We start from the raw sequence: 26,082 nt of genomic DNA, 5'->3' as shown, positions 1-26,082 counted from the left end.
TGCCTTTTTCTACCCTGAGTTTAAACGCGCCATTATTAGCCACTCTCGATTCGCGGGGTTATCAAAGCCCAACGCCAATTCAACAAGTGGCAATCCCACGTGTTCTAACGGTAATTGTGTAATGGTAGGCGCACAAACCTGAATATAGGAAAGATTAACACTATGTACTATCCTCTGTGACTTCTGAATTCAAGACCTGTTTCACGCATTACAAATTTAGATATGAAAAGCAATGACGAAATCATTGTTGTTAATCGAATTGGAATACGCTGGTCATTGCTACTGAAATCTTCTAGTAGATATATGAAAGCACGCCCTGAGCATGATGCATGTTTAAGCTGTGCATTGTGTTCGAGCTTCAAGTACCAAGGTCCGGTTTACGTACTTTTCTGCCGTTTAATTACAAATATTCGAACGGCTGCTATTGGCACTAAATTGCAGGACTTATTCGCAATTTCCTTAGTAAAGAGCAGGACTCGGGCTCCTAGACTTAACAGTGGTGAATCAATGGAAATATTATAAACGGTATTACTGGCTCTATAGTATCGATAGTATTTCCTTGAAACCAATTCTTTGTCGCAACATGTGTTAAGGCTTAATGTCTAGGGTTACTTTTTTGAGGTATCAGTCTTTTAGTCGTAACAAAAAAATAATACCTACGTCATCATTTTTTGGCCTACTAAAAGCCCATTTGAACAGTAAAAGGAAGTAATAAATGAAATTAATGTCTATTGGATTTTTTTTAGCTATTCTAGTGTCATTTTCTAAGCTAGCTGTAAGTTCGGAAGTCGTTGAGTGTTATGATTGCAGCCATTCCGATAAAATTGTGTCATGGGGTATGTTGAACTTAAAGGTTGGTGAAAAAAAGCATATTACGCTTGTTGATATTTACAATAAAAATGCTCGTTCTTTTGATGTAACTCTTTCTCTCACTCCCACTCTTCCAGGGATGCCTGAAGTTCCGGTTGTGACATACATGCTTTCCTCAGTTCCTTCGGGTATTTCAACAATGATGACGGACCTCAGCAATGCTTCGAACTCTCTGGTGGCCGAAGCTGAAGCAAAATCAATTCCGAAAGAAGTTATATCTTCACCCTGGGAATTCGTTAATTGCAGCTATTGTCGTGCTGATGTAAGCGACTATCTAAATAATAGCTTAGAGGGAAAGATAAAAACTGTAGAAGCGACGGCTATCTCCATAGCTCAGGCGCTTAACTTGATTAATACTAGTGTGCCAAACCAGTTTCAAATTCCACTTGAAACTGGCGGCAGTATTTTAGTTGAATTAACAGTAATTAACTCTCCAATAAAGTTAGAAGTTAAAATACTCAGAATTCTTGATACTAACAATAATGAAGTACAGCAAGATGTAACTAAGTTGAACAATATGAACATCAAAGCGGCGCTAGAGGCTCACATAGAAGATATGAACAACTATTTGAGCCCACTAGGATACGGCGTAAACATGAATTCTTTAATTTTTAGTGGTGGATTTTACAGAGGAAGGATAACGATAGAACGCTTCGATTATAAATAGCGATACCTATCTTTGCTGTACTAAATCTTTCCAAAAGCTACGAAATTTGTTTTTAAGCAACTAGAGATACTTCTATTAAAAAGCTTGGCCCTTGTTTGGGCTTAGCTTTTGGTGTAGCCGTTTACAAGGATAATAGGTTTCATAGTTTGAGACTATTTTGAGTTTTTATAAATCCGTGGATAACCAAAGGTTACTGCATATGCTGCTCGTCTAAGCGTACAATTGAAGCTAAAGCGGCCACCTGAAGAACTAGAGGCTATGAAGTACTTTTATTGCTGCAACTAAGAACATCAGCACATAAGTGTAAACGTCCGGTAATCCCACCTAACGCTTAGCAAATTGCCATGGCAATTTGCTCGATATCAACGTCGGCCTTACTGAGTTTATCGAGGCCAGTCATCACATACTCGAACACATTGAGATCATTAGCTTTAGCGGTTTCGATGATGCTGTAGAGAACCGCACTGGCATTTGCGCCCGTGGAGGTCTGGCTAAACAGCCAGTTTTTTCTGCCTATCAAGAACGGTTTAATCGCGTGCTCAGCGCGATTATTATCGATATTCAATAATCCGTCGAGTGTATAACGCGCCAGCTTTTCCCATTGATTCAAGCAGTATTGTATCGCTTCGCCTAATTTGGTTTTCGGTAGTGTCCACTTCCCATAAACTGAGACAGACGTAGTTGGAGTTTTTAGCGATGAATAATGCAGGGTGCAATCAAAAAGTTTAACTTTTCATAACCTTAGCTCATCAGTGTGTTGGATTAAATCGATGTTATTAGGTAGGTTGAGGTAGTAAATATTATTATGATTTAATATCCGATGGATGCATTTGAACTCATAACATATCTAAAGCTTCAAGTTAATCTCAAGCTTTATAAATTTTCGGATTCACGCATGATAATTACACTTATCATGCGTGAACTATTAAATTAATACAAAATACATTATCTTGAAAAGATTAATTATCGTTCCAACCAAACTCTTTAGAAAGTAATTTTCTTTTCCATCTATTCTCTATTTCAATCACTGACTCTTTAGACAAATCAATGTCGCAGACTTCAAGGATAGAGTATTGGAACTGACTAAAGCCCCCTTCTCCGGTTTCATTGAATAGCAACCGCAAGAGCTTATTACCCCCATGATGGCCATTGGCATATGCCGCCCAGCGATTCCAAAAACCATCAGCCCCATAGGCGCTGCCCACGTACTGTTTTCCCGTTAATCTATCACTAATTAGATAAACGCCAGACACAGATGAAAGCGCGGTCTTCCATGAGGGGTATTGGTGTCGATACAGCATTTCTAGTTCACTTCGGGATAGGCACACATGCTTGAAGTCGGAGAAATCTTGGAATGCCATTGGCTCTGGTAGAATAGAGTGAATCGTTGCTCTACCAGAAAGGGTTTCACCGGTGGGATACGAATTACGCCCTGTACGTTTAAAGTGAACTACCAGCCGCCCGATAAGGCTCTCGCCTATGTTAGTAAGCTCAGTGTCATAGTAATGACATTTTCCGTCACTGCTCGACGATGAAATGCCTTTTGATAGATAAACACCGACAAATAGCCACTGGCAAACCCCGGGCAGCTTGATAAGCGAAACGATAAAGTTACGACCGAAATTGCGCTTAGTTTGAGCCTGCTGCCATTGCTCAAATCGCCCATCGAAAAATGTTTCTAATGGGTTTTCAATTCCGTTCCATACGGCTAAGTGGCCTTTCACATCTACTGGGTCTAGCTCTAAAAGCTTGAGTACATCCATGTTCCTAATTTACCTATTATTTAATACTACAATTCAGCCATCCTTATAACACACTGCCACTACCCCATAAACCGGAATAGATTTGAGCTGGTGGGTAAATAGGCTTAAAATTGCTGTATAAGTAAACAGCACTATGGTTAATAAATGTTTCTACAATTCCACATGAGTAATATTGAAGCGTTTCTGAAAGAGCTAGAAGAACTGCTCCTCGATAGCGCCTGCCCGGCTTCAACATATTACTACGCCATTGAGCCTGTACTTAAAGAACAAGAAGAGGAACTTATTGAGCACGGCTACTCAAGCATTAATGTTGATATGTTTACTGGCCAAGAAGCGATTTTAAAAATTATTGATGCTTATAAGGACATGTACGTATTCGATGAAACGCCACAAAAGTCACGCCGGTTCGTACAAAAACACCCTGGCTTCGTAGTAGCAACCAAAAACAAACGAGAGATTATTGCTTGCATTGAAAAGATCAATAATGAGAAAAAGGCATTTAGAGCGGCAGTAGTAAAAAGCAGTGATGATGCCTACGAAAAGTGGCAGAACGTGCACGACCGGTTCAATTATTTAATCACTACGTCGGCTTATCGCACCATCTATGCATTTAAAGAGGATGTTCACCGAGTAAATTTCAATTGGGTTTCACGCCCACTCCATAAAGCTTATACGCTCGAAGAGTTGAAACAAAAAATAGATAAAGGGGTTCATACCGTTCCCTTGTCTTATTCTCGTCAGAGTTGGCTAGAGAAGCTTGAACACGACAAGTCGTTACTAGATGCACATCAAAGCGCAGAATTTGCGGTTAAACGCCGGATAAAGCTGCGGCCTGAATCATCCATTCGATTAGAGGATGCAGAAAAAGCAAAGGGATATGCTGCGAGTTTACCTTATGTCTTTTTCTCTCCCCCCAAATACCATACCCACCTTAGCAGTTTGATTGCGCCTCGGCACGTGAAAATTAAAGAAAATGTAGGGGATGGTTGGGTTTTGATTAATCGACGAATGAATCTCTATAAGCGAAATATTAAATAATAAACGCATCAAATTCTTGCCGTGTTTTCCGCGTGTGATCTTACTCTATTGTCATATCACTTTTTGTTATTACAGCTTTCATGCGCTGCTAAATAAATACTGTTCATATTAAAAATCGTACCTCCTAGTAATCTAGAAGGTCCTCCAACATTTTATCAAAACCCCAAATGGCAAAAAAATACTTTTGGCGCCCCCGTAAGCTTGGGCAATATTAAAGAGGCGATGCGGCCGTCCCCCAAATGGCAAAAAAAGAGCCATATGGAGCAATTAAATTTTGAATATTAATGACCTTCTCCCCCAAATAGCACCATGATATTGATGAGATTTCCAATAAACTGGAGACAATGCAGGTCTCAAAATGAAAAGCGCTACAGTGAAGAACAAATTTCTAAGGCCGTCAAGCAGCATGAAGCTGGCGCAAAGGTGGGCGACATCTTCCGTGAGATGGGTATTTCGTTGGGGACTTTTTTTAATTGGCACAGCAAGTATGCGGGCCTGGAGGTCAACGAAGCCAAGCGCTTAAAAGAGGTTGAGTCTGAGAACAACAAGCTGAAAAAGATTTTGGCTGACAGGCTATTAGAAGTATAAGCGATGAAGGATGTGCTTCCAAAAAAGTGGTAACGCCAGCAGCAAGAAAGCCTGTCACCTGTCACCTTATTGATACGTGTAAGCTTAGAGAACGGGTTGCCTGCAAGCTTGCTGGTGTCAAGCCAAACCGCATTCAGATATTGCCATAAGACAAAACCTAATAGCGCTTAGCGCGCACGGTTAAAAGAATTAGCATCACAGTATGCTCAGTATGGTTATTTGATGCTGCATGGCTTACGCAAAGGCGAAGGGCTTGCTGTGAACTGCAAACATACCTACCGGCTTTATACCGAAGAGGCGTTACAGGTAAGGACGAGGAAGCGCAAGAAGCTGACTCAACCAAGATAACCGCTTGAGATACCAAAAGCGCCAGATCAACGCTGGTCTATGGATTTCGTATCTGAAAACTTAGCAACGGCAGGCGCTTAAGGATACTGAACGTATTAAACGATTACTCTCGCCAAACGGTCGGCCAACTAGTTTCTGTCTCCTTCAGCGGTCGTCAGGTGCACGCTCCCTGAGGCAGCTCATTGAGCAACGGGGAAAACCAGCAAAGGTTATTTGCGACAACGGAACAGAATTTATCAGTAAGGCGATGTTCTTATGGAGCAAGGAAACGGGTGTTGAACTTGGCTTTATCCAGCCTGGTAAACCGACCCAAAATTCCTTCGTGGAAAGCCTTAATGTCAAGCTCAGAAACGAATATCTGGATCAGCATTGGTTTAAAACAATGGACGAGGCAATATAAGAAGTAGAGCTATGGCGTGAGCTTTAAAACCAGGTTCGGCCACATAACCCTCTGAATTACCTGGTGTCTTTTGAGTATGCTAAACAGGCAGCATAACATGAAAAATCTCATCGAAAGAGTGGTGCTAGTTCAGGGGAAAGGTCACTTATAACCTTATTCGCTCGTAATCAAACTGGTTCATTTTGAACAGGCCTTTCAATCATCGGGGATTACTTCTTCAGCAATATACTGCGTAAGTCAGACAACGAATTGCCTAGCCCCAAAAAGTAGAAATACCAACGCTGGCATATCAAAGAATAAAGTATATGAACTGCTACTTTTGAACTTGCGAGTAATATATAAGTTGCCCCAGAATAGTGTCATTAGGCCACTTGCAATTTTATACCCTGCCAGCGTTCCTTTTACTTTTTCGTAATCTACTGCATGACTGGTTTCCAGCAAGAAATTAAGGCAAAACTAAGTTAAGCCAGTGAAAGCTATGACGGTAAATATTATCAGAATAATGATTATCGATATGCTATGTGACTTATCTCGATAACCAGAATGCCTTATTCTAGACTTTAAACCTGACACCATTCGCTATCAAAACTTGCTGATATATTCTCCTCGCGTTTGCACCTATTCTGAGGGACTTCATTTTTCTTTGTACGGGAGTGAGATGTCTATTCCTCCTCAACTTTTTGAAAGCATTTTCTAAAAGCTCAACTTCTCCTTTTGAAAGAGCAAGCTTAGTTGGTTCATGTGGAATAACATTGTTTGAATTCTGTTTCATAAAATACTCCTATTTTGATACTTGATAGTAACTGAGCATTTTAAATCTCAAAATTTGAGGGAAATCCCCCAAAAAGCAAAAATAAATACATATGGGGACTCGCTTTTCCCGCTCACGCCTTTCTGAGCAGACAAAGCCCCCAGATGTCCAAAAAAATGTCATATGGGGTATTTGCAGGCTCATCTAATACTGAAGCTCTCCATTAGAACCCCATACGGCAAAAATATTGTCGTATGGAGCAAAATGCCAAATATTTAGTGAATATCAGGGTTCTTGTAGTAGTTCTAGAGCAGTATTCAATGTTTTGCTTTAATCCACTTCGCTTCAAAAGACTCAGGCTAATGTAATGAATTACGTACCGGATAATAACCCACATTATTTCTTTCTAAATTTCTGTGATATTCATAAAACACTGCACACAAACAAGCGTTCCCGGACGTCCAGTAACAGGGGGAGTAAAGCTACCTTAGAAAAATAGGGACCAATTTGAATCTAAATTTTCGTACAAACACGTTATCCATTTAAATTTTTAGAACAAAAGCAAAGCGTTCCCGGACGTCCAGTAACGTGGGGAGTAAAGCCAGCACGCATAAAAACTTAGAAAGATAGAATATGTGTTCCCGGACGCTCTTTTCGAGGGCGTTCCCGGACGTCCAGTAACGTGGGGAGTAGAGGAGTGACGATAGAAAAAAACTTTCTAATATAGAAGAGCTACGATTGGTGGCTCTAATTTCTGGTATTATTCATCAGCACTGAAAGAGTGCTAAAAATAGTAAGTAGCACCTAAATAATGATTGATGGTCTAGTAGCGATAGCGGTAGACCGTCAGTTGCTCAGCCAAAAAGTCATCTAAACGACACTTTAATTTAGGGCTGACCTTTTCATTTCTCTGGATTCCCTTATGGATAGTTTTAATCTTGAGGAAGAATGGTTTCGGTGATTATTCTCAAAATTCAGTCCAAAGCTAGCCTTATCTCTAAAGCAAGTGAGGCTAGCTCTTTAGAAACTAAAGTGAATCCAAAACGATTCAAGACTTCAGATAGAGAAGTTTAGTAAATGGTAGCGTTGTTGATCATTCTAGGGTGTTGTCGTTTTTCACCAAGACTCTGTACTGCTCGATTAGACTCTCCATTTTCTTTGGTATCAGAATGTAAAGAGTTATACCGCCCAAAATTAAGGGGAGACCTAACAGAATAGGAAGTAACAAAATACCAAAGAAAAGAAACAACGCAGATATCACCTTCCACTTCCTAACCTCCCCTACCAGCGTAGAATCAATGTAGTTGTTAATACAAGCTTTGGACTTCTCCCCATAAACTGCCGATACCTTTTCAACCATGTCTCTGTATTCCGACATCAGACAATAATCTGTTTTCATTTCCCAATCTCCATAATTGATGATGGAGATAGCGTTGCGCACTTACAAAATTTGGCAAATCTGAGGGAATTGTTGATACAAAAACGGCTCCAAGTTAGGAGCCGTTTGTTGAGTTAATCTTCTAAAAACCGTTGCCCTAATCTCTGTAGAGCCTTTCTATTACAAAAAATCAGCGAGAAAATTACAGCCGCTGTTATGCTCAAAGCAGCCAACAACCACCAAAAATAATCTAGGTTTACCGATATATCCATTAATACCACCATCTTTAAGCCTAAATGACACTACTAGTAAGAACGAGCAAGCTAGTACTTTCAAAAAAGTATAACAGACAGTTGCCGCAAGCCAACGTTTTGGTCTATGTCTAATAAACTCTCCGCTAAGGTCAGTGCCAATAAGCTAGGTCCTGAGTCATTATGAAGGTTCTTTTGCATAGTTAGACTGCAAAGCCCCATTGTTTATCCCCTATTTGATATTCAATTTGGATAGCCGCCACATAGAAAGAAAACTTGTTACTTAGAAAAAGCAGCTAGTTGGAGATCAGCAAATCCGCTTTTAATTTTTAAGCTTATGAATCCTATGTTTTTATTTGCATTTAAAAAGTCGTTCAAGGGCTAGAACATGTCAAAGCAACTTAATCAAGTTAACCAATCGGTAAACCAGCTTAAAGAAGCGCGCAAGCAAATTCCACCAGCGGCCGCTAGAGCAGTAATCGATTCGGTAAGCATTAGCGAACCCAATGATGATTTATTTTCGCAGGTCACAATATTCAGGCTGAAGAACTGCTTATCGCGATTAGAAATGAACTTATAGCAGCATCAAAATCCTAAACCCGGCCTTAAGCACCTCCGACAATAGGTGCTTATGCCCCCCCCTGTCTCTCAGTTGTATCACAACGTTTCGTTTTGTTTACCTCCAAAACCGCTTAATAACGGTGTGGAGGTAACGCCCTTTCTTTTTCTTGCCGCGCTCTCAAATATTCCTTATATAGAATAAAGATTAATATTCCTTTTAGAGAATATTGAAAAATATGCAAGATAAGGTATATTTATGAATATACTTCTTATGGAATATATTGAGTTAACAATGAGAATTAAGACCCCAAAAGACGTAGGTCACTACATAGCATCTACACGCAAGGCGCTAGGGTGGTCTCAAACAGACTTGGCCACTAAAATTGGTAAAGACCAGCGCTTTGTATCGAGATTAGAGAATGACCCCACCAGCGTGTCATTTGGTACTGTGCTGATGGTTCTAAACGTTCTCAATATCAATATCGATATGACAAACCAAAACACTCATAAAATAGATGGGACAGCAGCAGTAGCTGGTGGACAGCGTATTCCCCAGAACGCCCCAAAAGAAGTTAAAAGCCCATTAAGAAGAGTGAAATCAGGTAAGTTTGTCAGTAAGCCAACGAGAACGCCGGTGGTTGTTAGTAAGAATAAAGCTAAGGAATAGTTATGGCTAAGAGGAGAAAAACTAACAATCTCTCAGTGGGCATCAATGGCCGGCACGTAGGTACATTCGAGCGCTCTGGTGCCACGCATGCATTTACTTACGACGGTGAGTGGCTATCCGCAGAATACGCACACCCAATTAGTCTATCGATGCCGCTTACCAAAAAGAGACACACCGGTGACCTGGTGCGCTTTTACTTCGACAACCTACTGCCGGACGACATTGAGATTCGTAAGTTAATTGTTGACCGTGTTGGCGCCTACTCTACAGACACAATGGATTTGTTGAGTGAGATTGGCCGTGATTGCGTTGGCTCTCTTTCTTTAACAGCGGAACCCGTCGATGGGATCGACGAATTAAAGCTTGAGGCAATGAGTCATGCCGATATCGAAGCGCACCTTAGGAATACAGTAAGACGTAAAACACTGGGTATGGATGATGATGACGTATTCAGAATATCCCTTGCAGGTGCACAAGAGAAAACCGCGCTGACACTTCATGAAGAAAAATGGCATCGCCCTCTAGGTACCACTCCAACAACCCATATATTCAAACTGCCAATCCATGATTTAGAAAACGGGCTAAAGCTAACAAACAGTGTAGATAATGAATGGTTCTGCCTGAGATTTATGCGTTACCTGGGATTCAACGTTGCACAAGCGGATATACGCACTTTCGGTGACCAAAAAGCGCTGGTGGTTGAACGGTTTGATAGGCAGCAAGGTGAGGACGGCCTAATATATCGACTTACTCAAGAAGACATGTGCCAAGCACTTGGTAGAGCTGGCCAGTCAAAGTATGAAGCAAATGGGGGGCCGGGTGCGAGTGAGATAGCCAATCTACTGCGCTTTAGTACTGATAGCGAAAATGACATGTATCAGTTCTTTCTTGCGCAATACGTATTTTGGCTGTTGATGGGCATTGATGGCCACGCAAAGAACTTCAGTGTTTACCTTGACCATACTGGCCATTGGCTTACTCCGCTTTACGACGTGATTTCAGCGTATCCATTCAGAAACCAATTCAGACGCAAGGAACTGCGGATGGCGATGAAGGTAATGTCTAAAAATAATCATTACATCTGGGCAGACATTCAAATGAGACATTGGAAATCACATGCAGCTAAGACGTTCATAAATGATGAGTTGGCTATGGGTTACATTGAAGCACTTAACGCGGATGTTGATGTTGCTTTGAGTAAAACCTTTGCTGATGCTTCTGAAGACTTCGACAAAGAGACTGGGGATCTGATAGCTGAAGGCGTGTTGTCCAAAGTGAGAATATAAAAATGGGGGCTATCCGGCCCCCACTAATGCGATACCCTACTAGCCCTTACGCTTTATAGGGATACGCCACGCTTTATACCCATAATCATGAGCATCTAACATCTCTGTACTGTTTTTCTTGCGTCTAAAGCGACAAAACACGTAGTTACCTTCAATGTAATTACCACTCATAGCTCGAACCCTCCAGTAACGGTGGGTTTGTCACACACCAAAGGTTCAAACTCAGAATGTGTATAGATGTTGCCATATTTATGAGGACATGGCGTGTCCTTAAACACTATTAGTGTCATATGAATTTACCTCAATAGATAATGAGGAACTCATTGAAATACTTATTAAAGTCGCTTTGGACTGCAAAAAAGTTGCAAAGCCTATACACCTTAGATGCACAAATTTACTTGTTAACTCTCTTGATTTTTCATAGCCACTTACGATACTTTGAGCATGAAGATGTCCAACGCCAATTGATAATCTTCATGGGTCCATTTCCAAAACAATGAGTCCCGACTCAGAGAGGCCAGTTGGTAGCTGGCCTTTCGGTTTCCAACCCTAGAAAGTCACAGCGCTTACACCCTGCTCACATATCCAGCGTCACAAAACAAGATAGTGAGGTTTTAGTCGTATTGCAACCCAATTTCTGGTGGTATTTCAAGCACCTAAACTGGCATGAAATTTATGTTAGTAACAACTAACTTTTTAGCGTTATACAAGCGTAAAATATCCAGATTGCAAGCGCTTTTAATTATTTCTAAAACATAAAAATAAATTTATTCTTAAAAAAGGGTTTTTATAAAAACACGACATATGGTGTTCAAAATTTAAGTAAAACAGCACATGTAGTGTTAATGCTGATGAAATCACGTTAAGTTCATAAGTGTAAAAGTAAACGGCTTAATGGGTGGAAAGTCTTTACAAGAATCAACAATACACCATAATGTCGACAACAATAACTCAAGATGTAAATTATGGCGAACGCGTTCTATAGAATAAAAGAAGGTGAGTTTGTTAGACAGCTGGAAACTCAATCCATCACAAAGGTTATAGCTCAAGAAAGCCCAACCGAACCTCAGAAGTTTTTTGTCGTGGCCATCAATGCCAATACAGAAATAGCTTATGTAATGCGCCATGGGCGCTCAGACGAACCTAGAACATGGCGACTCGACAACTTGGCTAGGTTTTTACGTAAGAACGGCGTAGCATCATTTGAGACGCTTTTTGAGGCGTAAAGTCATAGCCGAGATTTTATTTTGCAGCATGCCCACTTTTATTAAGTCGATAAGACATCACTGGCAGAGTAGTTAGAAATGTCTATTATGCAGTAACAGCATTAGAAAATGGAAAACGTAGGAGTTGTTTTGAAAAAAGGACTTGATAGGCTGAGAGCGCTCAATGAGCAAATGTTGAAAGAAGCACAAAAGCGTCGAGATAAAGAGCCAGAGCGGATAATTGAAGAGCTTTCTGGAGTACCACCTTTTGCCTTTGGCCAAGATAAACAGTACACGCACGACGGCGTGGACAAAAGCACCCTGCGAACGGTATCGACCATCTGTACTACTAAAAGAATCTACGTACTGAGTTCACCTGGCGCTGCGGATGCTCTAAGAGCAGTTATTTTAGAAAGAATCTGGGAGCATGAAAAGCAAGATGAAACCCAATAAGCAGGAACTTGAGTTAATCGTAGGCCATGCTAACAATGCCCACCCTCTAGGCATGCTAGCTAACATAATTTTTATTGGGGTCTTGGGAGCTGCGTTGTTTGGCCTGTTATTTAAAGGCAAGGGGATAATAGGCGTTGCCTTATTTGGATTAGTCGTCACTTAACCTGACACTTTCAGAGATAGAGCTAGACCAAATCTGACAGTCTCTTGTGTACGTATTCCGGATCTTCGGGATAGCGTTTTCCGCTTATTCAAACACCTCATGGTTTATTTAATTATAATGCTACAAAGTGTCTAGTCGACTAGGGCCTTACCAACTTCATGCAGCGTGTATTGCTAAACCTCCTGTGCTATTTTCAGCAGAGAGTCGGCCTATAAGGGCCGCGTCGAATACGACTTTGTAATATAAAGAGGAATAGGGATTTTGAAATACGGAATAGTTGGTCTGGCAATAGTTCTCAGTGGCTGCGCGGGTACGTCGCCAAAAATATCGTGGGTAGCCTCTGTCAATGTGGACGAGTTTACCGATAAGAAAACGTGTTCGGTGTCAGTCGGCAGCTTATACACAAAAAGTAGCGTGTTCACATACAGCAATCACTATTACCCCTATATCGAAGTGGTAGATAATGACTTGCGGGTCGGTATCAAAAGCGGTGGTAACTACCGTATCCCAGTTGGCAACGTCCAGATACGCATTGATAACAACGACGCTTGGACAATAAACACCAGTGAAACACCGTTAGATTATGCCCCACAAGCCTCCACTGTGGACTTTTCTCAGTACGTTGAGAACTTACCTGAAGAGAGCCGCAAGCAGGCTCAGCGGACATATGATGCTGCTATGGAGGGAAGCGCAAGGGCGATGTCTCCATTTACTGCTGCCACAGGCGAAAAAGCCAGAGCGATTTTAGATGAAATGGTCAATGGCAAAGAAATAAAGTACAGAACGATTGGGATGAATCAGGCGGCATCGACTACAGGTGAATATGCTCTGGATGCGTCCTTGCCAGAAGCTTTAAGTAAGTGCGGGATCAAAGCCTAAATTGGATTAGACAAAAATTTCATCTGAAACTTAACATCACAGAGCTTGCCTCAATCTGGAAGTCAGCTCTGTCGTGTTACCCCATTTACGTAGACATTAGTTCCTTCCTATAAAAGCACAGAATATAGTTTTTAGTGGAAACGGGCGCTACTGTGAAGTTTCAGTAATGAACTGTTAAAAGTTACAAGGAGGTTCTGCGTGCTAGAAATACATGAGAGAGTAATTGGCACAAACGACCAGTCATGCACCAATGGCAATAGTAATCTTGCTGTAGTACATGCTTGCAAAAGCCCATGTCATCAGCATTCTGTGGGATATCGGGGAAAGTTGGCAAATACACACCCGAACTATTTGGTGCTTGAGAAAGAAAATGACCTATTTCTCAATATTATCGACCCTGCTGTCCCGTTGTTTATGCCTCCTTTGTTTACAGCATTTTTAGAATTCTCAAATAAGCATTGGAGGCAAGGAAAGAAACTATTAATTCACTGCAATCAAGGTGAGTCAAGGGCCCCTTCATTAGCCCTGCTATTTGTAGCGACCTGACTTCTTATCCTGTCTGAACCGATTTTATCCGAACTTCCTGGCCCACAATCATTGATTTTACCCTATGAGGCTGGCTCACTTTAATTAAGAATGGAACCACATTGATTGATACTGGGACCGATTTCATCAGGTTGGGCCCACTTTAATCGACTCTAAATTGGCAGTCCTGCTTCACGCATTTCAGCTGTCATTTCTTTCGCTCTATTCGGTTCTAGCCCTCCAGAGAATAATTTTCTAATTTCGGATGGGCGATAGCGGAATTGTTCAGCAATGACGCGCTCATTGTAACCATGCCTGATAAGTGTCGGTTCAATTTCATCTATGCGGCTAGACAGTGTTTCCTCCAAAAGGTCAACATTGATAGGTTTTATACCGACTTTGTAAGCTTCTTCTAGGGCTAATGTTAGATGTTGTTCTACCTGAAGAGGCGTACTGAGATGTTCAGCTAGATATTCCACTGCTTGGTCTTCAATAACGTCTTTTGGTTTCACATTGTCATTGGTGCATTTATCCAGGAGCCAGTAAATATAATCGCGTAAAATACCCTGCGAGGCATCGAGAGACATGGTAACCGTGCGGTAGCCAACTTCTTCCATTGTGGGAGATTTCAGGTCATTTTTAAGTTTAGGGTGGCCCGCCAATACAATAGATAACTTGCCGCCGCCCTCATGAATGACTTCCATTAGGCGTTTAAGGCCTGTCAGTGTGCGATGGTGCAGGTCATGGGCTTCATCACAAAACAACACAACAGGCTTTTTACTCTTCTTGATGAGCTCCTGCAAATCTCGCTCGCGCTTTTCGCCAAGCTTTGGTACCCGATAGCCATTATCACCTGAAACATCGTAAAACAGCGCTGTGATCAAAGTGGTTAAATTTGTCTTGGATTTTTCCACTGAGAGTGACTTTGCAACTATCACATTTTTTTCAGCAGCTAATTGTTTTTGTATTTTTTCTAGGTAGGTAGTTTTGCCAATACCGACAACACCAGTCAGTGCGATGAGCTGGCCTTCAGGTATGATCTTTTTGAGTTGTCTGAATAACCTTTTGGCCGTGTCAGTTTCAAAGAAGTCTGCATCACGAAAATACTTCTTTATACCAAAGTGTTCCATGACTTCAATTTGCATGTTCTCCACTCCTATTATGGAAATATTCTTTTATTCGTTTCATGACAGCCTCTTTATCTAAAGACTCAGACAAAATAGCATCAATCATATCTCTGTCGCCTTGCGCAAGTATTGTCAAGGGTTTACCTAAATAGTTGGATATGGCAAGCTTGGCTTTCAGTATGTTTTCAAACCGCTTTTCGTTAAACGGGTCTGGATTATCAAATTCTCGCGTTGGTACTGGCTCAACTACGTTCTTCATTGACAAAATAACTTGGTGATTCTCATCGTTTTCAGAGTCCGGTAATTTAAGTGACTTTGCTAGCGTTTCGAGTTTTCCAAGCCGCTTTTCTGTTTTGGTTTGTTTAAACTTACGATATCTATACAAGGGAATTGGACCACTGATCGGAAAATAAGCACCATATCGTTGTCCATCATGTTCAACATACAATTCGTCGTCAAACAGGCCCCACCAAAGTACGACTTGTTCACCTGCGAGGTCGGGATCTACCTATGTGCTCCATCTTTATGCTATTAACAAAAAGGCCAAGATCATTGAAGAGCGCTGTAACTCGGCAAGTCAGGCTTTTTGAAATTTTTGTTCATTCGTCTTGGCGATTTGAGTTTCGTAAATTGGTAAGTGATAAGAGGTAATGATGTGATTACCAAGGGATACTGCCGGTATATTTCCAAGCGATTTTGACGTAAACAGACTTATTCATTTACATGCCTCTAGCGCGACCTGTGGGAGCAGCTTATTATCCATGCTTTTTGCCGACAAGAGGGATAACCTGATTGAAGAAGCCCTCTTATTTTCCTAAACAATGAATTTATCCCATTTCCCGTAGCTTGCTCTAATATGACCTTTTCGTAAACTCAACCCAATTAGCAATGCGCCACATAGCAAGCTTGAAACAACTGAAACCAGAGGGGCACCGAGCAGAAATGGCGTGGTAAATAATGCCAGGCCTAGAGGAACAAGCGCATAACGTGCCATGCGCCCAGACTCGGCAGTAGCAGTAACAACGACTGTCAGGACCAGAGCTCCCACCACATGATCAGCATTAGCCGTGCTGCCCTCGGTCCCCAGCGTCAAACGAGTGGACATAAGCCAAACTCCGACAGGAATGCAGAGCGCAAGATTCCAGGGCAAAGTAACTCCTCCTGCAATCATGTCTTTAAATACTGTTATGGGGCCCCGTTCAAACTCTCTTTCATCACCCTCCCAGGCTCCTGTATCAGTATCGCCGGTAAAGAAAATACGTAGCAATGGGCGACCTTGCTTTTTACGACGCCATAAGAATTCAGTAGTTGCCACCAGCTCATCCAGCGAATAAGGAATTTGAATCAGCATGGCTGCTGCACCAACCAGGCAAAGTGTACACCAGGTTCCAATAACGATGGGCTGAATAATAATGAAGAAAATCGACACCACGCCTAATGGCACAATCATAATGCCGAACAGCATTACCAACCAGGGCATGGTGCGCCAGCGGCGGGTTGACCCCATCAGGCCGGTAAGAATTTCCAGCGCATAAGTCATAGCACCTAACCCGGCGTCGGGAACCGGCCACGCCTCAGATACCTCAGATGTGATAATTTCTTCGGTGCCATTTTTCGGGTCACCGCCCCCGCCTGCAAAAAACGGTTCCCATACCGCGTCTATATGTCCTAACTGGAAGGCACACAAATAGCGTGAAATAAAAAAACCTACAAATGCGAGCAAAATAATAGGCATCCGTTGCACCCAGCTTGACGGATTAAACTCCCAACCGGGCGGAATATTGGGGCCGGTCTCCGCCGCTATTAGTGATACACCGGGCGTTGGCCGCGAGCACACGGCAAAAGCAATAATCAGCATGCCCACTAACGTGCCGTTCAGATAGGCCCCCGCCGTAGGAGCCCAGAACACCAACGGTGCCGAGAGCACCCAAAATCCGACAATTCCCGCGGCCCAGCGAGCCTGGCTCATTCGCCATGACAGACTTAAACCGGCAAACACCAGCAGTGCCAGTCCCGACCCCATGTCACTAATCGTCATTGCGCGGCTTTCATACCCCAACAAAAATGGCGCGGTTAACAACCAGAACGCCAACCCGATATTCATAAAGTGGGCCCAAATAAAGTTGCTATGGGCGTCACGATAATGATCTTCGTGCTTTTCACGAATTGCGTTGGCGTTAACTTCTTTTTCCTTCGCCGTTTGCATCCAGTCTGGCAAAGTGATGCCATTGGCTTTATACCAACCTGGCGGATCTTTTTTCAGATTGTCAATTAACCGTTCCAGTGCATCATAAATGTGGTGCTGTGGTCGCCAATTTAACTGTTCCTTTACCCGGCTGAGATTAAGGTCATAATGATCACTTGATAAATCAATCATGAATGGTTTAATGAACGGCTTTTCACCATGATCAAAGGCGTCAGGTACCACCGGCTCGGTTTTTTCTTCCAGCCAAGCTCCAGGTTTAGCAACATACTCCGGTATTTCGATGGTGTTCCACTCTCGTTCACCATAAATCAAATGACCAATTCGATTTTGCAGCGCCTGATAACCCATTACGCTGTCTTCGCCGGCCAATAGTACATTTTCTTTGGGCACTTCATGGCGCTTTTCAACCAGCTCGGTAAACAATGACACCATATCGTCTTTATGCAAAAAAGCTTGTCCGGCCATTTTATCGCCCGAGTACACCCAACTCTTAAATTGCCGCTCGTAAATGCGGGCGATCTGATAGCTTAAAGTGGGAACAGCGGTGTGGTCATCGTACAAGCCAGCCATTCGTAACAGGGTATAGGGAATTTTGCCATGATGGCTGCGAATGGCTTCTTCGGCATCGGCTTTAGACTGCGGATAGGTCCAGCCGGGCTCAATGGGCGTGTCCTCGGTGATTTTTTCTCCAGGGACCCCTGCCCGATGAATGAGCATGGTGGAGGAATAGATGAAATGATCCACATCAAAGCGCTGCAGTTCGGTTAGAAAATCCGCCGTTCCCTTTACATTGAGAGCCTCATACAAGGGGTTGTCTTCGCCCGAGAAATCATAATAGGCGGCAAGGTGAATCACGCAGGCAATATGACCGCCATGTTTTTCATGAATTTTATACAACGCAAGGGAAATGGAGTCTTTGGAGGTAAAATCGCACTCGTAACTTTCATGGGCACTTTCGCAAGGTGTCAAATCCAACCCAATAAGGTGATAATCTTTTTTCAGCACCTCACAAAGTGCACTGCCTACGCCGCCAGATGCACCAGTTATCAGAACAATCCGCTTTTCTGCTGCTTGTTGTGCCATCAATAAGTCCTTGCCAGAAACCTAAAATTAAGAGGGTTACTATTGAGTAACGAATCAACCCGCGTTTCGGGTCATTGACAGAGAGAAAACGATGAAAATAGACAAAATCTAATCAACTTCGGCAATTTAGGGAAACGCGCCGCGTCTGCTTGATAATCGATAATGCGGCGGGACAGTGTAAAACTTGCGAACGACAGGAATATACTTTGTAGTAAAAACACGATTGGTTTGGGGAGCCATCATGCAAGGAGCCTTTGCTGCCACACCGCGTTGGTTAATAAATGCCATAGGCTAATGATTTTAATTGAATAAGTAAGATTGCACGACCGTAAAATGAAATTTAATGTTTTCAATGCGCAAATAGGAATAAAACTTGATGGTCTAGAGTCTCGCAATACTTCCTTGCTGGCACACGGTGTCGGCGCCCATTTGGATAAGGAGCCTCTCATGTCATTTATCTCAGCCGGTCCTGCAGACCGCCTTGAAAACCTCAAACCTAAACGCGTTACCCTTAACGATACAGAAATTCTTCTCATTCGTGACGGTGAAAACGTTTATGCCGGCAGCGCCGATTGCCCTCATAAAGGTGCGCCTCTTGAAGATGGTGCAGTATGTCGAGGCAAGTTGGTTTGCCCATGGCATAAAGGCACTTTTGATATCGCCTCTGCTGATGTATGCGAACCACCTGCACTAACAGGATTATCTCGGTATGCGGTTGAAATACGTGACGGCGAGGTACTTGTGGATCCCGAACAGGCCACCGACAGCACCGATAAACGACAAAACCGATTAACTGCAGTTAACGCACATTCTCATATTGTGATTGTCGGCGCTGGCGCAGCAGGCGCTGCCGCTCTGCAAAGTCTGGTGAACAATCGTTACCACGGTCGGATCACTGTTGTTGATCCAGAAGCAGATGCACCTTATGACCGAACACTGCTTACCAAAGCTGTGACAGCGGGCGACATGGAACCTGATGAGGTAGACCCCCTTGTTAATCAAGACGACATGGATATCACAGAAGTTACACGCCTAGTGGCTAAAGTATCCGGAATTGATACTGCCGCCCATCAAATTGAGCTATATGATGGTCAATCGTTGACATACGATCGATTACTTATTGCCACAGGCGGGATCCCCATACGGCCGGATTTACCCGGCGTTAATTTGTTGGGGATCCATACGCTTCGAAATATTGAGCATGTGGAACGTCTATTAGCTGACGTTGAAAACACGAACAATATTACCATTGTTGGCAACAGTTTTATTAGTCTGGAAGTGGCCGCTTCATTAAAGCAGCGTAGCGACAATATACGGGTAAAGGTTATCGCACCTGATGCGGTGCCGTTTGAAAAACAATTTGGAACCCAAATCGGGCAGTATTTCCGTGATTTACACGAGAAGCATGACGTCGAGTTTGTCGAGGGCACAGTAAGTGGATTTCATGGTACTGAAAAAGTAACCGCAGTGAAGCTGGAAAGTGGCGAAACGTTGGAAACCAATCTGGTGCTGCTAGCTACCGGCATAACGACTGATAAAGATTTACTCAATAGCTTTACATTAACGCATCAGGGATTGGTGAAAGTGAACGAATTCCTTGAAGCTGCTGAAGATGTCTATGCGGTGGGTGATATTACCAGCTATCCGTATAATGGCGAAGAAATGCACATTGAGCACTGGCGACTAGCCCAGCAGCATGGTCGTTGCGCAGCAGAAAATATACTCGCGAGCCTAGCCTACCCTGCCGAACGTAAAGCATTTGATCGCACACCTTATTTCTGGACACAGCAATTTGATGTAAAGTTTGAATACGTAGGCCACGCAAAAGAGTGGGACGAAATCGAAGCGGTGGGCACACCGGAAGACGAACAATACCTCGCAGTTTTTCGCAAAGATGGTAAGGAAATTGCTGCTCTGGCTAAAGGTTATCCGCAGCTCATGGCAAAAATGATTATTGAGATGGACGACCATGTTGCGCTGTCATCGGTTAAAGCTGAACTTGAAGCTGCCTAATTAACAAGCTTTGATTTGGTGACGAGAAAGCGCGTAATGGCGCGCTTTCTATGACAAGATTGCTAACTATTCTCCGAGACCGGTAGTCCTCACGTACAAATCCTTCTGATTAAACAGTTAGCGATTTTCGTTGTAGCTGTCTATACCAGCGATGCCCCACCCAAAATGCTGCGGTGATGTAGGGCACTCCACCTACTACCCACATGATAAGTCCCGCTAATTGCTGATCGGCAAGGTTGCGGGATTCACCGTAAAAAGGAGTGCTGCCAAAGGTAAGAAACGCACCTAAAAAGCCCGTGTGCATTAGCGTCACCAACAGTGCCAGCAACGCATAGGGAACTTTACGGGTAAAGGCATGTAAGCAGGCCCACCAAAACCATACCGCCGATATCAGAAAGCAGGCGTGTTCGAATACGTGAATCCAGGGATTCTCCAACGCCAACATATAAAATTTCGGGATGTGCCAGAACCAGATCATCATACCGTGAAAGTAGGTGCATACCATCGGATATTGAGTGATTTTAAATGCATATTTCCATAATCTTTCCCCATATGCTCCACAAGCCCTGTAGAACTGTGGCAATGGCCGAGCCAAAGCGAAAGCTGGCGCTATTATTACCATCATAAACATATGCTGGGTCATATGCGCAGCAGAGCTATGTTCAGCCCATTCGTCCAACGGACCCAAAATGGTAAAAAAGGTGATCAAAATGGTGATATGAAATAGCCATCTCCGCCATACAACTGCGGTAGCGTAGCGGCAGCCCCATACATAGATTATCCAGAATATCAGTACTATCACCGCCGTAAGGCTAGCGGAAAACGCGTCCTGGCCACCACTGGTAAAGGGGTTGTGCGCCCATGCACCGGTTGACCAAAACAATAACGTTGCTACGAGAATAATTAAATACATGGTGCCATCGCCAAAAGAGGAATGCCAACAGCCAGCGTCGAAATGGCCGAAGCAAGATAACTTGTCGCCGCTACACGCAGTAAAAAGCGCGACTCATTTTCTGCATTTGCCGCTACGTGCCACGACTTAAAGGCGCAAATTCCCAAATAAATAACAATAAGAAACGTAGGAATTAAAAAACTAAGGTTTATCCAATTAAATAGGCCCGCCTCGGCCGCAGGTTTAGCCAGCTGACAAGCCACCGCGACACCGCCATAAGTAAATACAAACCAGAGCGCCCAAATCACAAACCCGGCCACAAGATGCCAAGGGTGCGCGCGGGAAACTTTCATTTAGCCTCCCATATTGTTGGTAAGATCAAAAAGCTTGCGAAGCTTAGCCAAAAAATAACATGTGTAAACAACCACATGGGGCTCATTACGACAATTTCATAGGACAGCTTTGTACTGATGTAATCATAACTAACCCGCAGTGCCTGGAGCGTAGTGGTGATCACGCTGATGATACTGTGGAAAAGCAAAAAGGCCAGCATCACCAACAATACGGCATCATACGCATTAGTCGTAAATTGCAGGTCACTCGAAACAGTGATGAAAGCCAATAGTCCAACATGACCCATTCCACAGGCTGAAACGAGCCAAAGCCACTTAGCGAGCGACTTCTCTTGCTCACGGCGCAAATAGCGATTCAGACGGCGATACAAAGTCACTGCAATGGTCAGTAACGCACCACTTAGCCCCATTAAAACCGGCGAAATTGCCGACACGTCAGGTAAGGTTTTATTTGGTGAAACTGTCCACAAATATAACCAACCGAAAAGCAGCGACAAATATAAGGTGCCGTCAGCTAACAGAGTCACACACATACCCCATAACCCTGGCCCGTCAAAGGTACGCGAGTGCAGAGGCGGCTCTCCCCGGCTCGCTTCTTCATCCGTCAGTGGTGCCATCGTCTTGTGCGTGCCGTTCTCCCAACTCCAGCGTAAAAAGAAGCCTAGACCCAATATGGCGAAAAAGATGCCGACCATATACGCTTTAGACACCAGGCTGATGCACAACCCCGCCAGGGTAGCCGCACAAATTAGAGGCCACCACGAATGGCTGGGAATATGAATAACTTCTTTTAGCTTGCCACTAATCGCATCTGTTCCATACAGTTCCCGTCGCCCGTGCTTAATACTTTTTAAGCCATGTTCGCCAGCTGGAATGCTATTAATCAACGACGGGTCGTCCCATAGTGGATGACGTGATTTTACCTCAGGGATACTGGCAAAATTGTAAGACACCGGCGGCATGCCCGTGGCCCATTCCAATGTATCAGCTTGCCAAGGATTAGATGAAGCCTTTCGACCATATCGAAAATGTAGCGTCACATCTAAGACGAGCATTAAAATACCAATCGCGAGCACGAAGCCACCAATGGAAGAACTCAGATTTAACCAATCCCAGCCCAGGCCACTTTCGTAAGTAAACACTCGGCGTGGCATGCCCAACAGACCAGTTAGGTGCATGATCAGAAACGTTGAATTAAATCCGACAAACACCAAGCCAAACGCCCAGCGTCCCATTCTCATAGACGGCATTCGTCCGGAAAAATGGGGCAACCAGTAATATAGGGCGGCGATCAGCGGAAAGAACATTCCGCCAATAAGCACATAATGAAAATGCGCCACTACAAAGTGCGTATCGTGCACCTGCCAGTCAAAGGGCACCAGTGCTAGCATCACACCAGTCAACCCACCGCAAACGAAGATAAACAAAAAGCCAAAAATCCATAGCATCGGCAGTTCAAACCGAACACGGCCTACCCACAATGTCGTTAACCAAACGAAAATCTGAATGCCTGTGGGAATCGCCACCAGCATGCTGGCAATGGAAAAAAATGCCTGGGCCAAATGAGGGATCCCGACGGTAAACATGTGGTGTACCCATAAGCCAAAGCTGATAAACCCAGTGATGATTACTGATAATACAACCCAACGATATCCCACCAGCGGTCGACCCGCGAACACTGGCAATATAGTGGAGACCATACCCGCTGCCGGCAGAAAAATAATGTAAACTTCAGGATGGCCGAATAACCAGAACAAATGCTGCCATAAAATAGGGTCACCACCAGCGTTAGGATCAAAAAAAGGCATTTGCGCTGCCCGCTCAAGCTCTAACAGAATGCTAGCCAGAATCAGCGGAGGAAAACCGAACACGATCATTAACGCCATCGCGAGAATATACCAGCAGAAAATAGGCATTTTGCTCAAACTCATGCCCGGCGCTCTTGTACGCAAAATCGAGACGGTAAGCTCAATACCTGCCGATACTGCAGATATTTCTACAAAAGTCACTCCGAGTAGCCAGAAGTCTGAGCCCGCGCCAGCGGAATAGTCGTCGCTGGATAAGGGTGTGTACATAAACCAGCCCGAATTAGGCGCGATGCCTAGCACCAGACTTGACAGCAAAATCAACCCTCCAAAGAGGTAACAGTAATAGCCTAAGGCGCTCAAACGGGGAAAGACTAGATCGCGCGTGCCGATCATCTTTGGAATAAGATACATCGCCGCGCCTTCCAGAACCGGAATGGCAAACAAGAACATCATAATAGTGCCGTGCATAGTAAAAACCTGTGAATACAGGTCGGCAGTAATGAGTGTCTGACCTGGCAACGCCAATTGCGAGCGGATCAGCATTGCCAGCAAAATGCCTACGAGAAAAAAGATCACCCCGGTTAGCATGAATCGCTGACTGATAGAAGTATGGTTTACCGCTGCAAGATTGCCCCACCCAGGTAGGTTATCCCATACCTTGGCAAAATTTTTGTGTAGTTCTGATTTGCCATTCATTGTGTTTTACCTTGTTGGACGAGCCATGCATCAAACTTCTCAGCAGAATGAGCAATGACTTTAAAATGCATTTTAGCGTGAGAAAGGCCGCAATATTCGGCGCATTGGCCACCGAACTCACCTACTTCATCGGCTTGCAAACGCACGATGTTCGTGTGCCCCGGGATCGCATCAATCTTTCCTCCTAGCCGTGGCACCCAGAAGCCATGAATCACGTCCGCACTAGTCACATGAATATCAATTGGCGTATCGACAGGAATATGAATTTCATCTGTTAGTTCAATATCATGTTGCGGATAGGTTACATCCCACGCCCATTGTCTGGCATGCACATCAATTCGCACAGCGCGCTCATCTGCCAAAGGCAGCATAATATTCCCAGCTGGAATACCAAAAATGAGCAATACGGTTATGCCCACCGTGGGTAACACAATACCGCCCCACAAAACCATACGAGTAAGAACGCGTTTTACATCTGCATCGCTATATTTACGATTGCGTCGGAAGCTGGCATACCACCAGAGTGAGCAAATCCCCAGTAATACCACGACTCCAACCGTGAGCATGCCCCACCAGATTGTGGTAACCGCCTTGGCTGACGGACCTGCCGGGGCGAGAATGGAATACGGCTCACTGCAACCTGCCAACAATAAGGCACTGGCAGTGAAAAGATATTCTGTTACTCTATTTACCAAACTCACTCCTTAAACGGTATTTAGGATCTGACGCTTCTATGTCGAATTCAATAATCAGCAGCCGCGCTTCACTTAGGGGGCATGCGCTACATCCAGCCCTGATCCATTTTCCCATCGCGTTTTTGCTCATACTCATTGTCACAGATATTGTATTTATCCTTACCAGCGATCCTTTCTGGGCTGAAGCCAGTTTTTGGCTTACTGCTGCTGGACTGGCATTTGGTGTTTTGGCCAGCCTTGCCGGTGCCATTGATGTTTTTACTGTACGTATTATTCGCCATATTGTCGCAGCCTGGGCTCACGCCGTTCTAGCAGTAATGACGCTATCGCTGACCACATTTAACCTTACCTTACGCTTAGGCGATGACCCCGGCGAACTTATTAATCCCTGGGGAATCTATGTCAGCGTTCTAGCTGGCATCCTTATCGGTATTACTGGTTTTTTGGGCGCTCAACTGGTTTTTGCTTACGGCGTAGGTGTTAACGAGCCTCAAAATAATGAACGCTAAGTTGAGCCCTAGATTGGCCATGGCACAAAACCAGGTGCAGCAGGTTTTGCCAGGACCACAAACAGTATGCTTCCGACGCCGCAAAATATCGCTATCAGAAAGCACCAGCTAAAGCCTGCCAGATAACGCATTTCCTGGCGTTCAAGGCGCGTTATCAGTAGCCCAAGGCTCGCGTGCAATATCACCAGTATCGTCACAATGGTTAGTTTCACCATCAGCCAGAAAGTAAGGGTGTCGTTTATTACAAAGACCAATGTTCCCGCAATAATAGAAATGATAGCCGCGGGCGAAGCCACATACGCGAATATCAGCCGCGCTACCGACCCCACTCCAAATGGAATATCGATAAAGTCTTCGCGCATTTTCGACTCAGTAGCAATTAAGATTGGCAAATACAACACGGTTGCCAACCAGATCAGAAGACCGAAGATGTGAAGACCTAAAAGCCAGAGCATGAGCAACCTTACATTTATTTCATAATACTAGTTACAGCACTCGCCCCTGAAATGGTTTAGAAAAAAATGAATTTTTGCGATCGCACGTGACGATGTGAAGTTAGCCGATCCCCTATTAGAGAGTAAATGAACAATATAATTCCAACCTACGGTCAGCGATAAAATATTTACTTGTAGATAAAGGTTACTGTATATACGATCTATACACAGTTTCTCAAAGAGCAGAGATGACGTGGTCAACCAAAATTGACCAACCCAGTTAAGCTACTTTTTTCAATTTCTTCATGTCCGCCTCATATTGATTTGGACTCCTGTAATCCAGATAGGGGTTCTAGGGATTTTCCCCTCTAAAAAGACATAATCCTCTGTAGACCACACCAATAAATGGCTGCGGAGGTGGGTTACTACTTATAAGTGTGGCAAATTAGGTAAATATCGTACATTTAATACGG

General features: G+C 43.7%; 24 protein-coding genes and 2 pseudogenes. 13 read left to right on the top strand and 13 right to left on the bottom strand.

Translation table 11 applies throughout. From position 1 onward, the window contains the following. The first annotated feature begins 715 nt into the window (after positions 1-715). Positions 716-1,537, top strand: a complete 822-nt coding sequence (locus GTH32_RS12515) for a hypothetical protein (RefSeq protein WP_131094916.1) — start codon at positions 716-718, stop codon at positions 1,535-1,537. A gap of 324 nt (positions 1,538-1,861) precedes the next feature. Here GTH32_RS12515 and GTH32_RS12510 read toward each other — a convergent pair. Both GTH32_RS12510 and GTH32_RS12505 read right to left on the bottom strand, forming a co-directional pair. Then, positions 1,862-2,171: pseudogene (locus GTH32_RS12510) on the bottom strand (transposase domain-containing protein); the annotation flags it as partial. A gap of 325 nt (positions 2,172-2,496) precedes the next feature. Next, entirely contained in the window at positions 2,497-3,300 is an 804-nt protein-coding gene (locus tag GTH32_RS12505) for a GIY-YIG nuclease family protein (protein ID WP_049587383.1), read from the bottom strand. A gap of 144 nt (positions 3,301-3,444) precedes the next feature. On the opposite strand from GTH32_RS12505, the gene GTH32_RS12500 reads away from it, so the two are divergent. After that, positions 3,445-4,338, top strand: coding sequence for a DNA replication terminus site-binding protein (locus GTH32_RS12500; RefSeq protein WP_080986416.1), 894 nt, complete (start codon positions 3,445-3,447; stop codon positions 4,336-4,338). A gap of 318 nt (positions 4,339-4,656) precedes the next feature. After that, a pseudogene (locus tag GTH32_RS12495) lies at positions 4,657-5,770 on the top strand (IS3 family transposase). 457 nt (positions 5,771-6,227) lie between these two features. On the opposite strand, the gene GTH32_RS12490 reads toward GTH32_RS12495, so the two are convergent. Continuing rightward, on the bottom strand, positions 6,228-6,446 hold the full coding sequence (locus GTH32_RS12490) for an ATP synthase subunit B family protein (RefSeq protein WP_039235047.1): 219 nt from the start codon (positions 6,444-6,446) through the stop codon (positions 6,228-6,230). A gap of 1,072 nt (positions 6,447-7,518) precedes the next feature. Next, entirely contained in the window at positions 7,519-7,824 is a 306-nt protein-coding gene (locus GTH32_RS12485; protein ID WP_049587389.1) for a hypothetical protein, read from the bottom strand. 618 nt (positions 7,825-8,442) lie between these two features. On the opposite strand from GTH32_RS12485, the gene GTH32_RS12480 reads away from it, so the two are divergent. The 3 genes from GTH32_RS12480 to GTH32_RS12470 all read left to right on the top strand — a co-directional run bounded on the left by GTH32_RS12480 (position 8,443) and on the right by GTH32_RS12470 (position 10,568). Then, on the top strand, positions 8,443-8,634 hold the full coding sequence (locus GTH32_RS12480) for a P-loop NTPase family protein (RefSeq protein WP_049587390.1): 192 nt from the start codon (positions 8,443-8,445) through the stop codon (positions 8,632-8,634). Between the two features lie 237 nt (positions 8,635-8,871). After that, positions 8,872-9,282 carry a helix-turn-helix domain-containing protein gene (locus GTH32_RS12475; protein WP_049587391.1) on the top strand — a complete coding sequence of 137 codons (411 nt, stop codon included), beginning with the start codon at positions 8,872-8,874 and terminating at the stop codon, positions 9,280-9,282. Positions 9,283-9,284: 2 nt separating this feature from the next. Next, positions 9,285-10,568 (top strand): type II toxin-antitoxin system HipA family toxin, encoded by a 1,284-nt coding sequence (locus GTH32_RS12470; RefSeq protein ID WP_049587393.1) that lies wholly within the window; start codon positions 9,285-9,287, stop codon positions 10,566-10,568. Between the two features lie 39 nt (positions 10,569-10,607). Here the strand turns inward: GTH32_RS12470 and GTH32_RS19635 are convergent, their stop codons facing one another. After that, positions 10,608-10,739, bottom strand: coding sequence for a hypothetical protein (locus GTH32_RS19635; protein ID WP_258312652.1), 132 nt, complete (start codon positions 10,737-10,739; stop codon positions 10,608-10,610). 794 nt (positions 10,740-11,533) lie between these two features. Here GTH32_RS19635 and GTH32_RS12465 point away from each other — a divergent pair. The 5 genes from GTH32_RS12465 (at position 11,534) to GTH32_RS12445 (ending at position 13,814) form a co-directional block, all read left to right on the top strand. Beyond that, positions 11,534-11,794 (top strand): hypothetical protein, encoded by a 261-nt coding sequence (locus GTH32_RS12465; RefSeq protein ID WP_015068532.1) that lies wholly within the window; start codon positions 11,534-11,536, stop codon positions 11,792-11,794. 108 nt (positions 11,795-11,902) lie between these two features. Then, positions 11,903-12,226 carry a hypothetical protein gene (locus GTH32_RS12460; RefSeq protein WP_049587395.1) on the top strand — a complete coding sequence of 108 codons (324 nt, stop codon included), beginning with the start codon at positions 11,903-11,905 and terminating at the stop codon, positions 12,224-12,226. Next, positions 12,201-12,389 carry a hypothetical protein gene (locus tag GTH32_RS12455; protein WP_049587396.1) on the top strand — a complete coding sequence of 63 codons (189 nt, stop codon included), beginning with the start codon at positions 12,201-12,203 and terminating at the stop codon, positions 12,387-12,389. Before GTH32_RS12460 ends, GTH32_RS12455 begins: the two co-directional genes overlap by 26 nt. Positions 12,390-12,650: 261 nt before the next feature. After that, entirely contained in the window at positions 12,651-13,268 is a 618-nt protein-coding gene (locus GTH32_RS12450; RefSeq protein WP_049587397.1) for a hypothetical protein, read from the top strand. 198 nt (positions 13,269-13,466) lie between these two features. Then, positions 13,467-13,814, top strand: a complete 348-nt coding sequence (locus tag GTH32_RS12445; protein WP_049587467.1) for a protein-tyrosine phosphatase family protein — start codon at positions 13,467-13,469, stop codon at positions 13,812-13,814. A 152-nt stretch (positions 13,815-13,966) separates the two neighbouring features. Here the strand turns inward: GTH32_RS12445 and GTH32_RS12440 are convergent, their stop codons facing one another. From GTH32_RS12440 to GTH32_RS12430, 3 genes are all read right to left on the bottom strand, one after another. Further along, entirely contained in the window at positions 13,967-14,938 is a 972-nt protein-coding gene (locus tag GTH32_RS12440) for an ExeA family protein (RefSeq protein ID WP_004587121.1), read from the bottom strand. Further along, positions 14,928-15,305 (bottom strand): hypothetical protein, encoded by a 378-nt coding sequence (locus GTH32_RS12435; RefSeq protein ID WP_049587398.1) that lies wholly within the window; start codon positions 15,303-15,305, stop codon positions 14,928-14,930. Before GTH32_RS12435 ends, GTH32_RS12440 begins: the two co-directional genes overlap by 11 nt. 429 nt (positions 15,306-15,734) lie before the next feature. Further along, positions 15,735-18,209, bottom strand: a complete 2,475-nt coding sequence (locus GTH32_RS12430; protein WP_049587399.1) for a vitamin K epoxide reductase family protein — start codon at positions 18,207-18,209, stop codon at positions 15,735-15,737. 333 nt (positions 18,210-18,542) lie between these two features. Between GTH32_RS12430 and GTH32_RS12425 the strand changes: the two genes are divergently transcribed. Then, positions 18,543-20,222 carry an FAD-dependent oxidoreductase gene (locus GTH32_RS12425; RefSeq protein WP_246223242.1) on the top strand — a complete coding sequence of 560 codons (1,680 nt, stop codon included), beginning with the start codon at positions 18,543-18,545 and terminating at the stop codon, positions 20,220-20,222. Between the two features lie 109 nt (positions 20,223-20,331). On the opposite strand, the gene GTH32_RS12420 is transcribed toward GTH32_RS12425, so the two are convergent. The 4 genes from GTH32_RS12420 to coxB are packed head-to-tail and all read right to left on the bottom strand — an operon-like array spanning position 20,332 to position 24,672. Further along, positions 20,332-21,135 carry a cytochrome c oxidase assembly protein gene (locus GTH32_RS12420; RefSeq protein WP_049587401.1) on the bottom strand — a complete coding sequence of 268 codons (804 nt, stop codon included), beginning with the start codon at positions 21,133-21,135 and terminating at the stop codon, positions 20,332-20,334. Beyond that, positions 21,126-21,467 carry a hypothetical protein gene (locus GTH32_RS12415; protein ID WP_049587402.1) on the bottom strand — a complete coding sequence of 114 codons (342 nt, stop codon included), beginning with the start codon at positions 21,465-21,467 and terminating at the stop codon, positions 21,126-21,128. Before GTH32_RS12415 ends, GTH32_RS12420 begins: the two co-directional genes overlap by 10 nt. After that, on the bottom strand, positions 21,464-23,971 hold the full coding sequence (gene ctaD / locus GTH32_RS12410; RefSeq protein WP_049587404.1) for a cytochrome c oxidase subunit I: 2,508 nt from the start codon (positions 23,969-23,971) through the stop codon (positions 21,464-21,466). The genes GTH32_RS12415 and ctaD overlap by 4 nt, the downstream gene beginning before the upstream one ends. Continuing rightward, positions 23,968-24,672, bottom strand: coding sequence for a cytochrome c oxidase subunit II (gene coxB, locus GTH32_RS12405; RefSeq protein ID WP_257721544.1), 705 nt, complete (start codon positions 24,670-24,672; stop codon positions 23,968-23,970). Before coxB ends, ctaD begins: the two co-directional genes overlap by 4 nt. 32 nt (positions 24,673-24,704) lie before the next feature. On the opposite strand from coxB, the gene GTH32_RS12400 reads away from it, so the two are divergent. Next, a complete protein-coding gene (locus tag GTH32_RS12400; RefSeq protein ID WP_049587407.1) occupies positions 24,705-25,175 on the top strand; it encodes a DUF2231 domain-containing protein in 471 nt (156 codons plus the stop codon). An 8-nt stretch (positions 25,176-25,183) separates the two neighbouring features. Here GTH32_RS12400 and GTH32_RS12395 read toward each other — a convergent pair whose 3' ends face one another. After that, on the bottom strand, positions 25,184-25,630 hold the full coding sequence (locus GTH32_RS12395; RefSeq protein ID WP_049587409.1) for a CopD family protein: 447 nt from the start codon (positions 25,628-25,630) through the stop codon (positions 25,184-25,186). Between the last annotated feature and the right edge of the window lie 452 nt (positions 25,631-26,082).

Origin of the sequence: Alteromonas profundi, from assembly GCF_010500865.1 — a bacterium.
Classification (GTDB): Bacteria; Pseudomonadota; Gammaproteobacteria; order Enterobacterales; family Alteromonadaceae; genus Alteromonas; species Alteromonas profundi.
Note: the sequence above shows the minus strand (reverse complement) of the source record. Positions and strands in the feature narration are given on the sequence as shown.

Excerpts from the sequence above, each read along its gene's own strand:
- GTH32_RS12515 (WP_131094916.1), top strand. The coding sequence starts at position 716 with ATGAAATTAATGTCTATTGGATTTTTTTTAGCTATTCTAGTGTCATTT.
- GTH32_RS12505 (WP_049587383.1), bottom strand. The coding sequence starts at position 3,300 with ATGGATGTACTCAAGCTTTTAGAGCTAGACCCAGTAGATGTGAAAGGC.
- GTH32_RS12500 (WP_080986416.1), top strand. The coding sequence starts at position 3,445 with ATGTTTCTACAATTCCACATGAGTAATATTGAAGCGTTTCTGAAAGAG.
- GTH32_RS12490 (WP_039235047.1), bottom strand. The coding sequence starts at position 6,446 with ATGAAACAGAATTCAAACAATGTTATTCCACATGAACCAACTAAGCTT.
- GTH32_RS12485 (WP_049587389.1), bottom strand. The coding sequence starts at position 7,824 with ATGAAAACAGATTATTGTCTGATGTCGGAATACAGAGACATGGTTGAA.
- GTH32_RS12480 (WP_049587390.1), top strand. The coding sequence starts at position 8,443 with ATGTCAAAGCAACTTAATCAAGTTAACCAATCGGTAAACCAGCTTAAA.
- GTH32_RS12475 (WP_049587391.1), top strand. The coding sequence starts at position 8,872 with ATGAATATACTTCTTATGGAATATATTGAGTTAACAATGAGAATTAAG.
- GTH32_RS12470 (WP_049587393.1), top strand. The coding sequence starts at position 9,285 with ATGGCTAAGAGGAGAAAAACTAACAATCTCTCAGTGGGCATCAATGGC.
- GTH32_RS19635 (WP_258312652.1), bottom strand. The coding sequence starts at position 10,739 with ATGAGTGGTAATTACATTGAAGGTAACTACGTGTTTTGTCGCTTTAGA.
- GTH32_RS12465 (WP_015068532.1), top strand. The coding sequence starts at position 11,534 with ATGGCGAACGCGTTCTATAGAATAAAAGAAGGTGAGTTTGTTAGACAG.
- GTH32_RS12460 (WP_049587395.1), top strand. The coding sequence starts at position 11,903 with ATGGAAAACGTAGGAGTTGTTTTGAAAAAAGGACTTGATAGGCTGAGA.
- GTH32_RS12455 (WP_049587396.1), top strand. The coding sequence starts at position 12,201 with ATGAAAAGCAAGATGAAACCCAATAAGCAGGAACTTGAGTTAATCGTA.
- GTH32_RS12440 (WP_004587121.1), bottom strand. The coding sequence starts at position 14,938 with ATGCAAATTGAAGTCATGGAACACTTTGGTATAAAGAAGTATTTTCGT.
- GTH32_RS12430 (WP_049587399.1), bottom strand. The coding sequence starts at position 18,209 with ATGGCACAACAAGCAGCAGAAAAGCGGATTGTTCTGATAACTGGTGCA.
- GTH32_RS12425 (WP_246223242.1), top strand. The coding sequence starts at position 18,543 with ATGAAATTTAATGTTTTCAATGCGCAAATAGGAATAAAACTTGATGGT.
- GTH32_RS12420 (WP_049587401.1), bottom strand. The coding sequence starts at position 21,135 with ATGTATTTAATTATTCTCGTAGCAACGTTATTGTTTTGGTCAACCGGT.
- GTH32_RS12415 (WP_049587402.1), bottom strand. The coding sequence starts at position 21,467 with ATGAAAGTTTCCCGCGCGCACCCTTGGCATCTTGTGGCCGGGTTTGTG.
- ctaD (WP_049587404.1), bottom strand. The coding sequence starts at position 23,971 with ATGAATGGCAAATCAGAACTACACAAAAATTTTGCCAAGGTATGGGAT.
- GTH32_RS12400 (WP_049587407.1), top strand. The coding sequence starts at position 24,705 with ATGTCGAATTCAATAATCAGCAGCCGCGCTTCACTTAGGGGGCATGCG.
- GTH32_RS12395 (WP_049587409.1), bottom strand. The coding sequence starts at position 25,630 with ATGCTCTGGCTTTTAGGTCTTCACATCTTCGGTCTTCTGATCTGGTTG.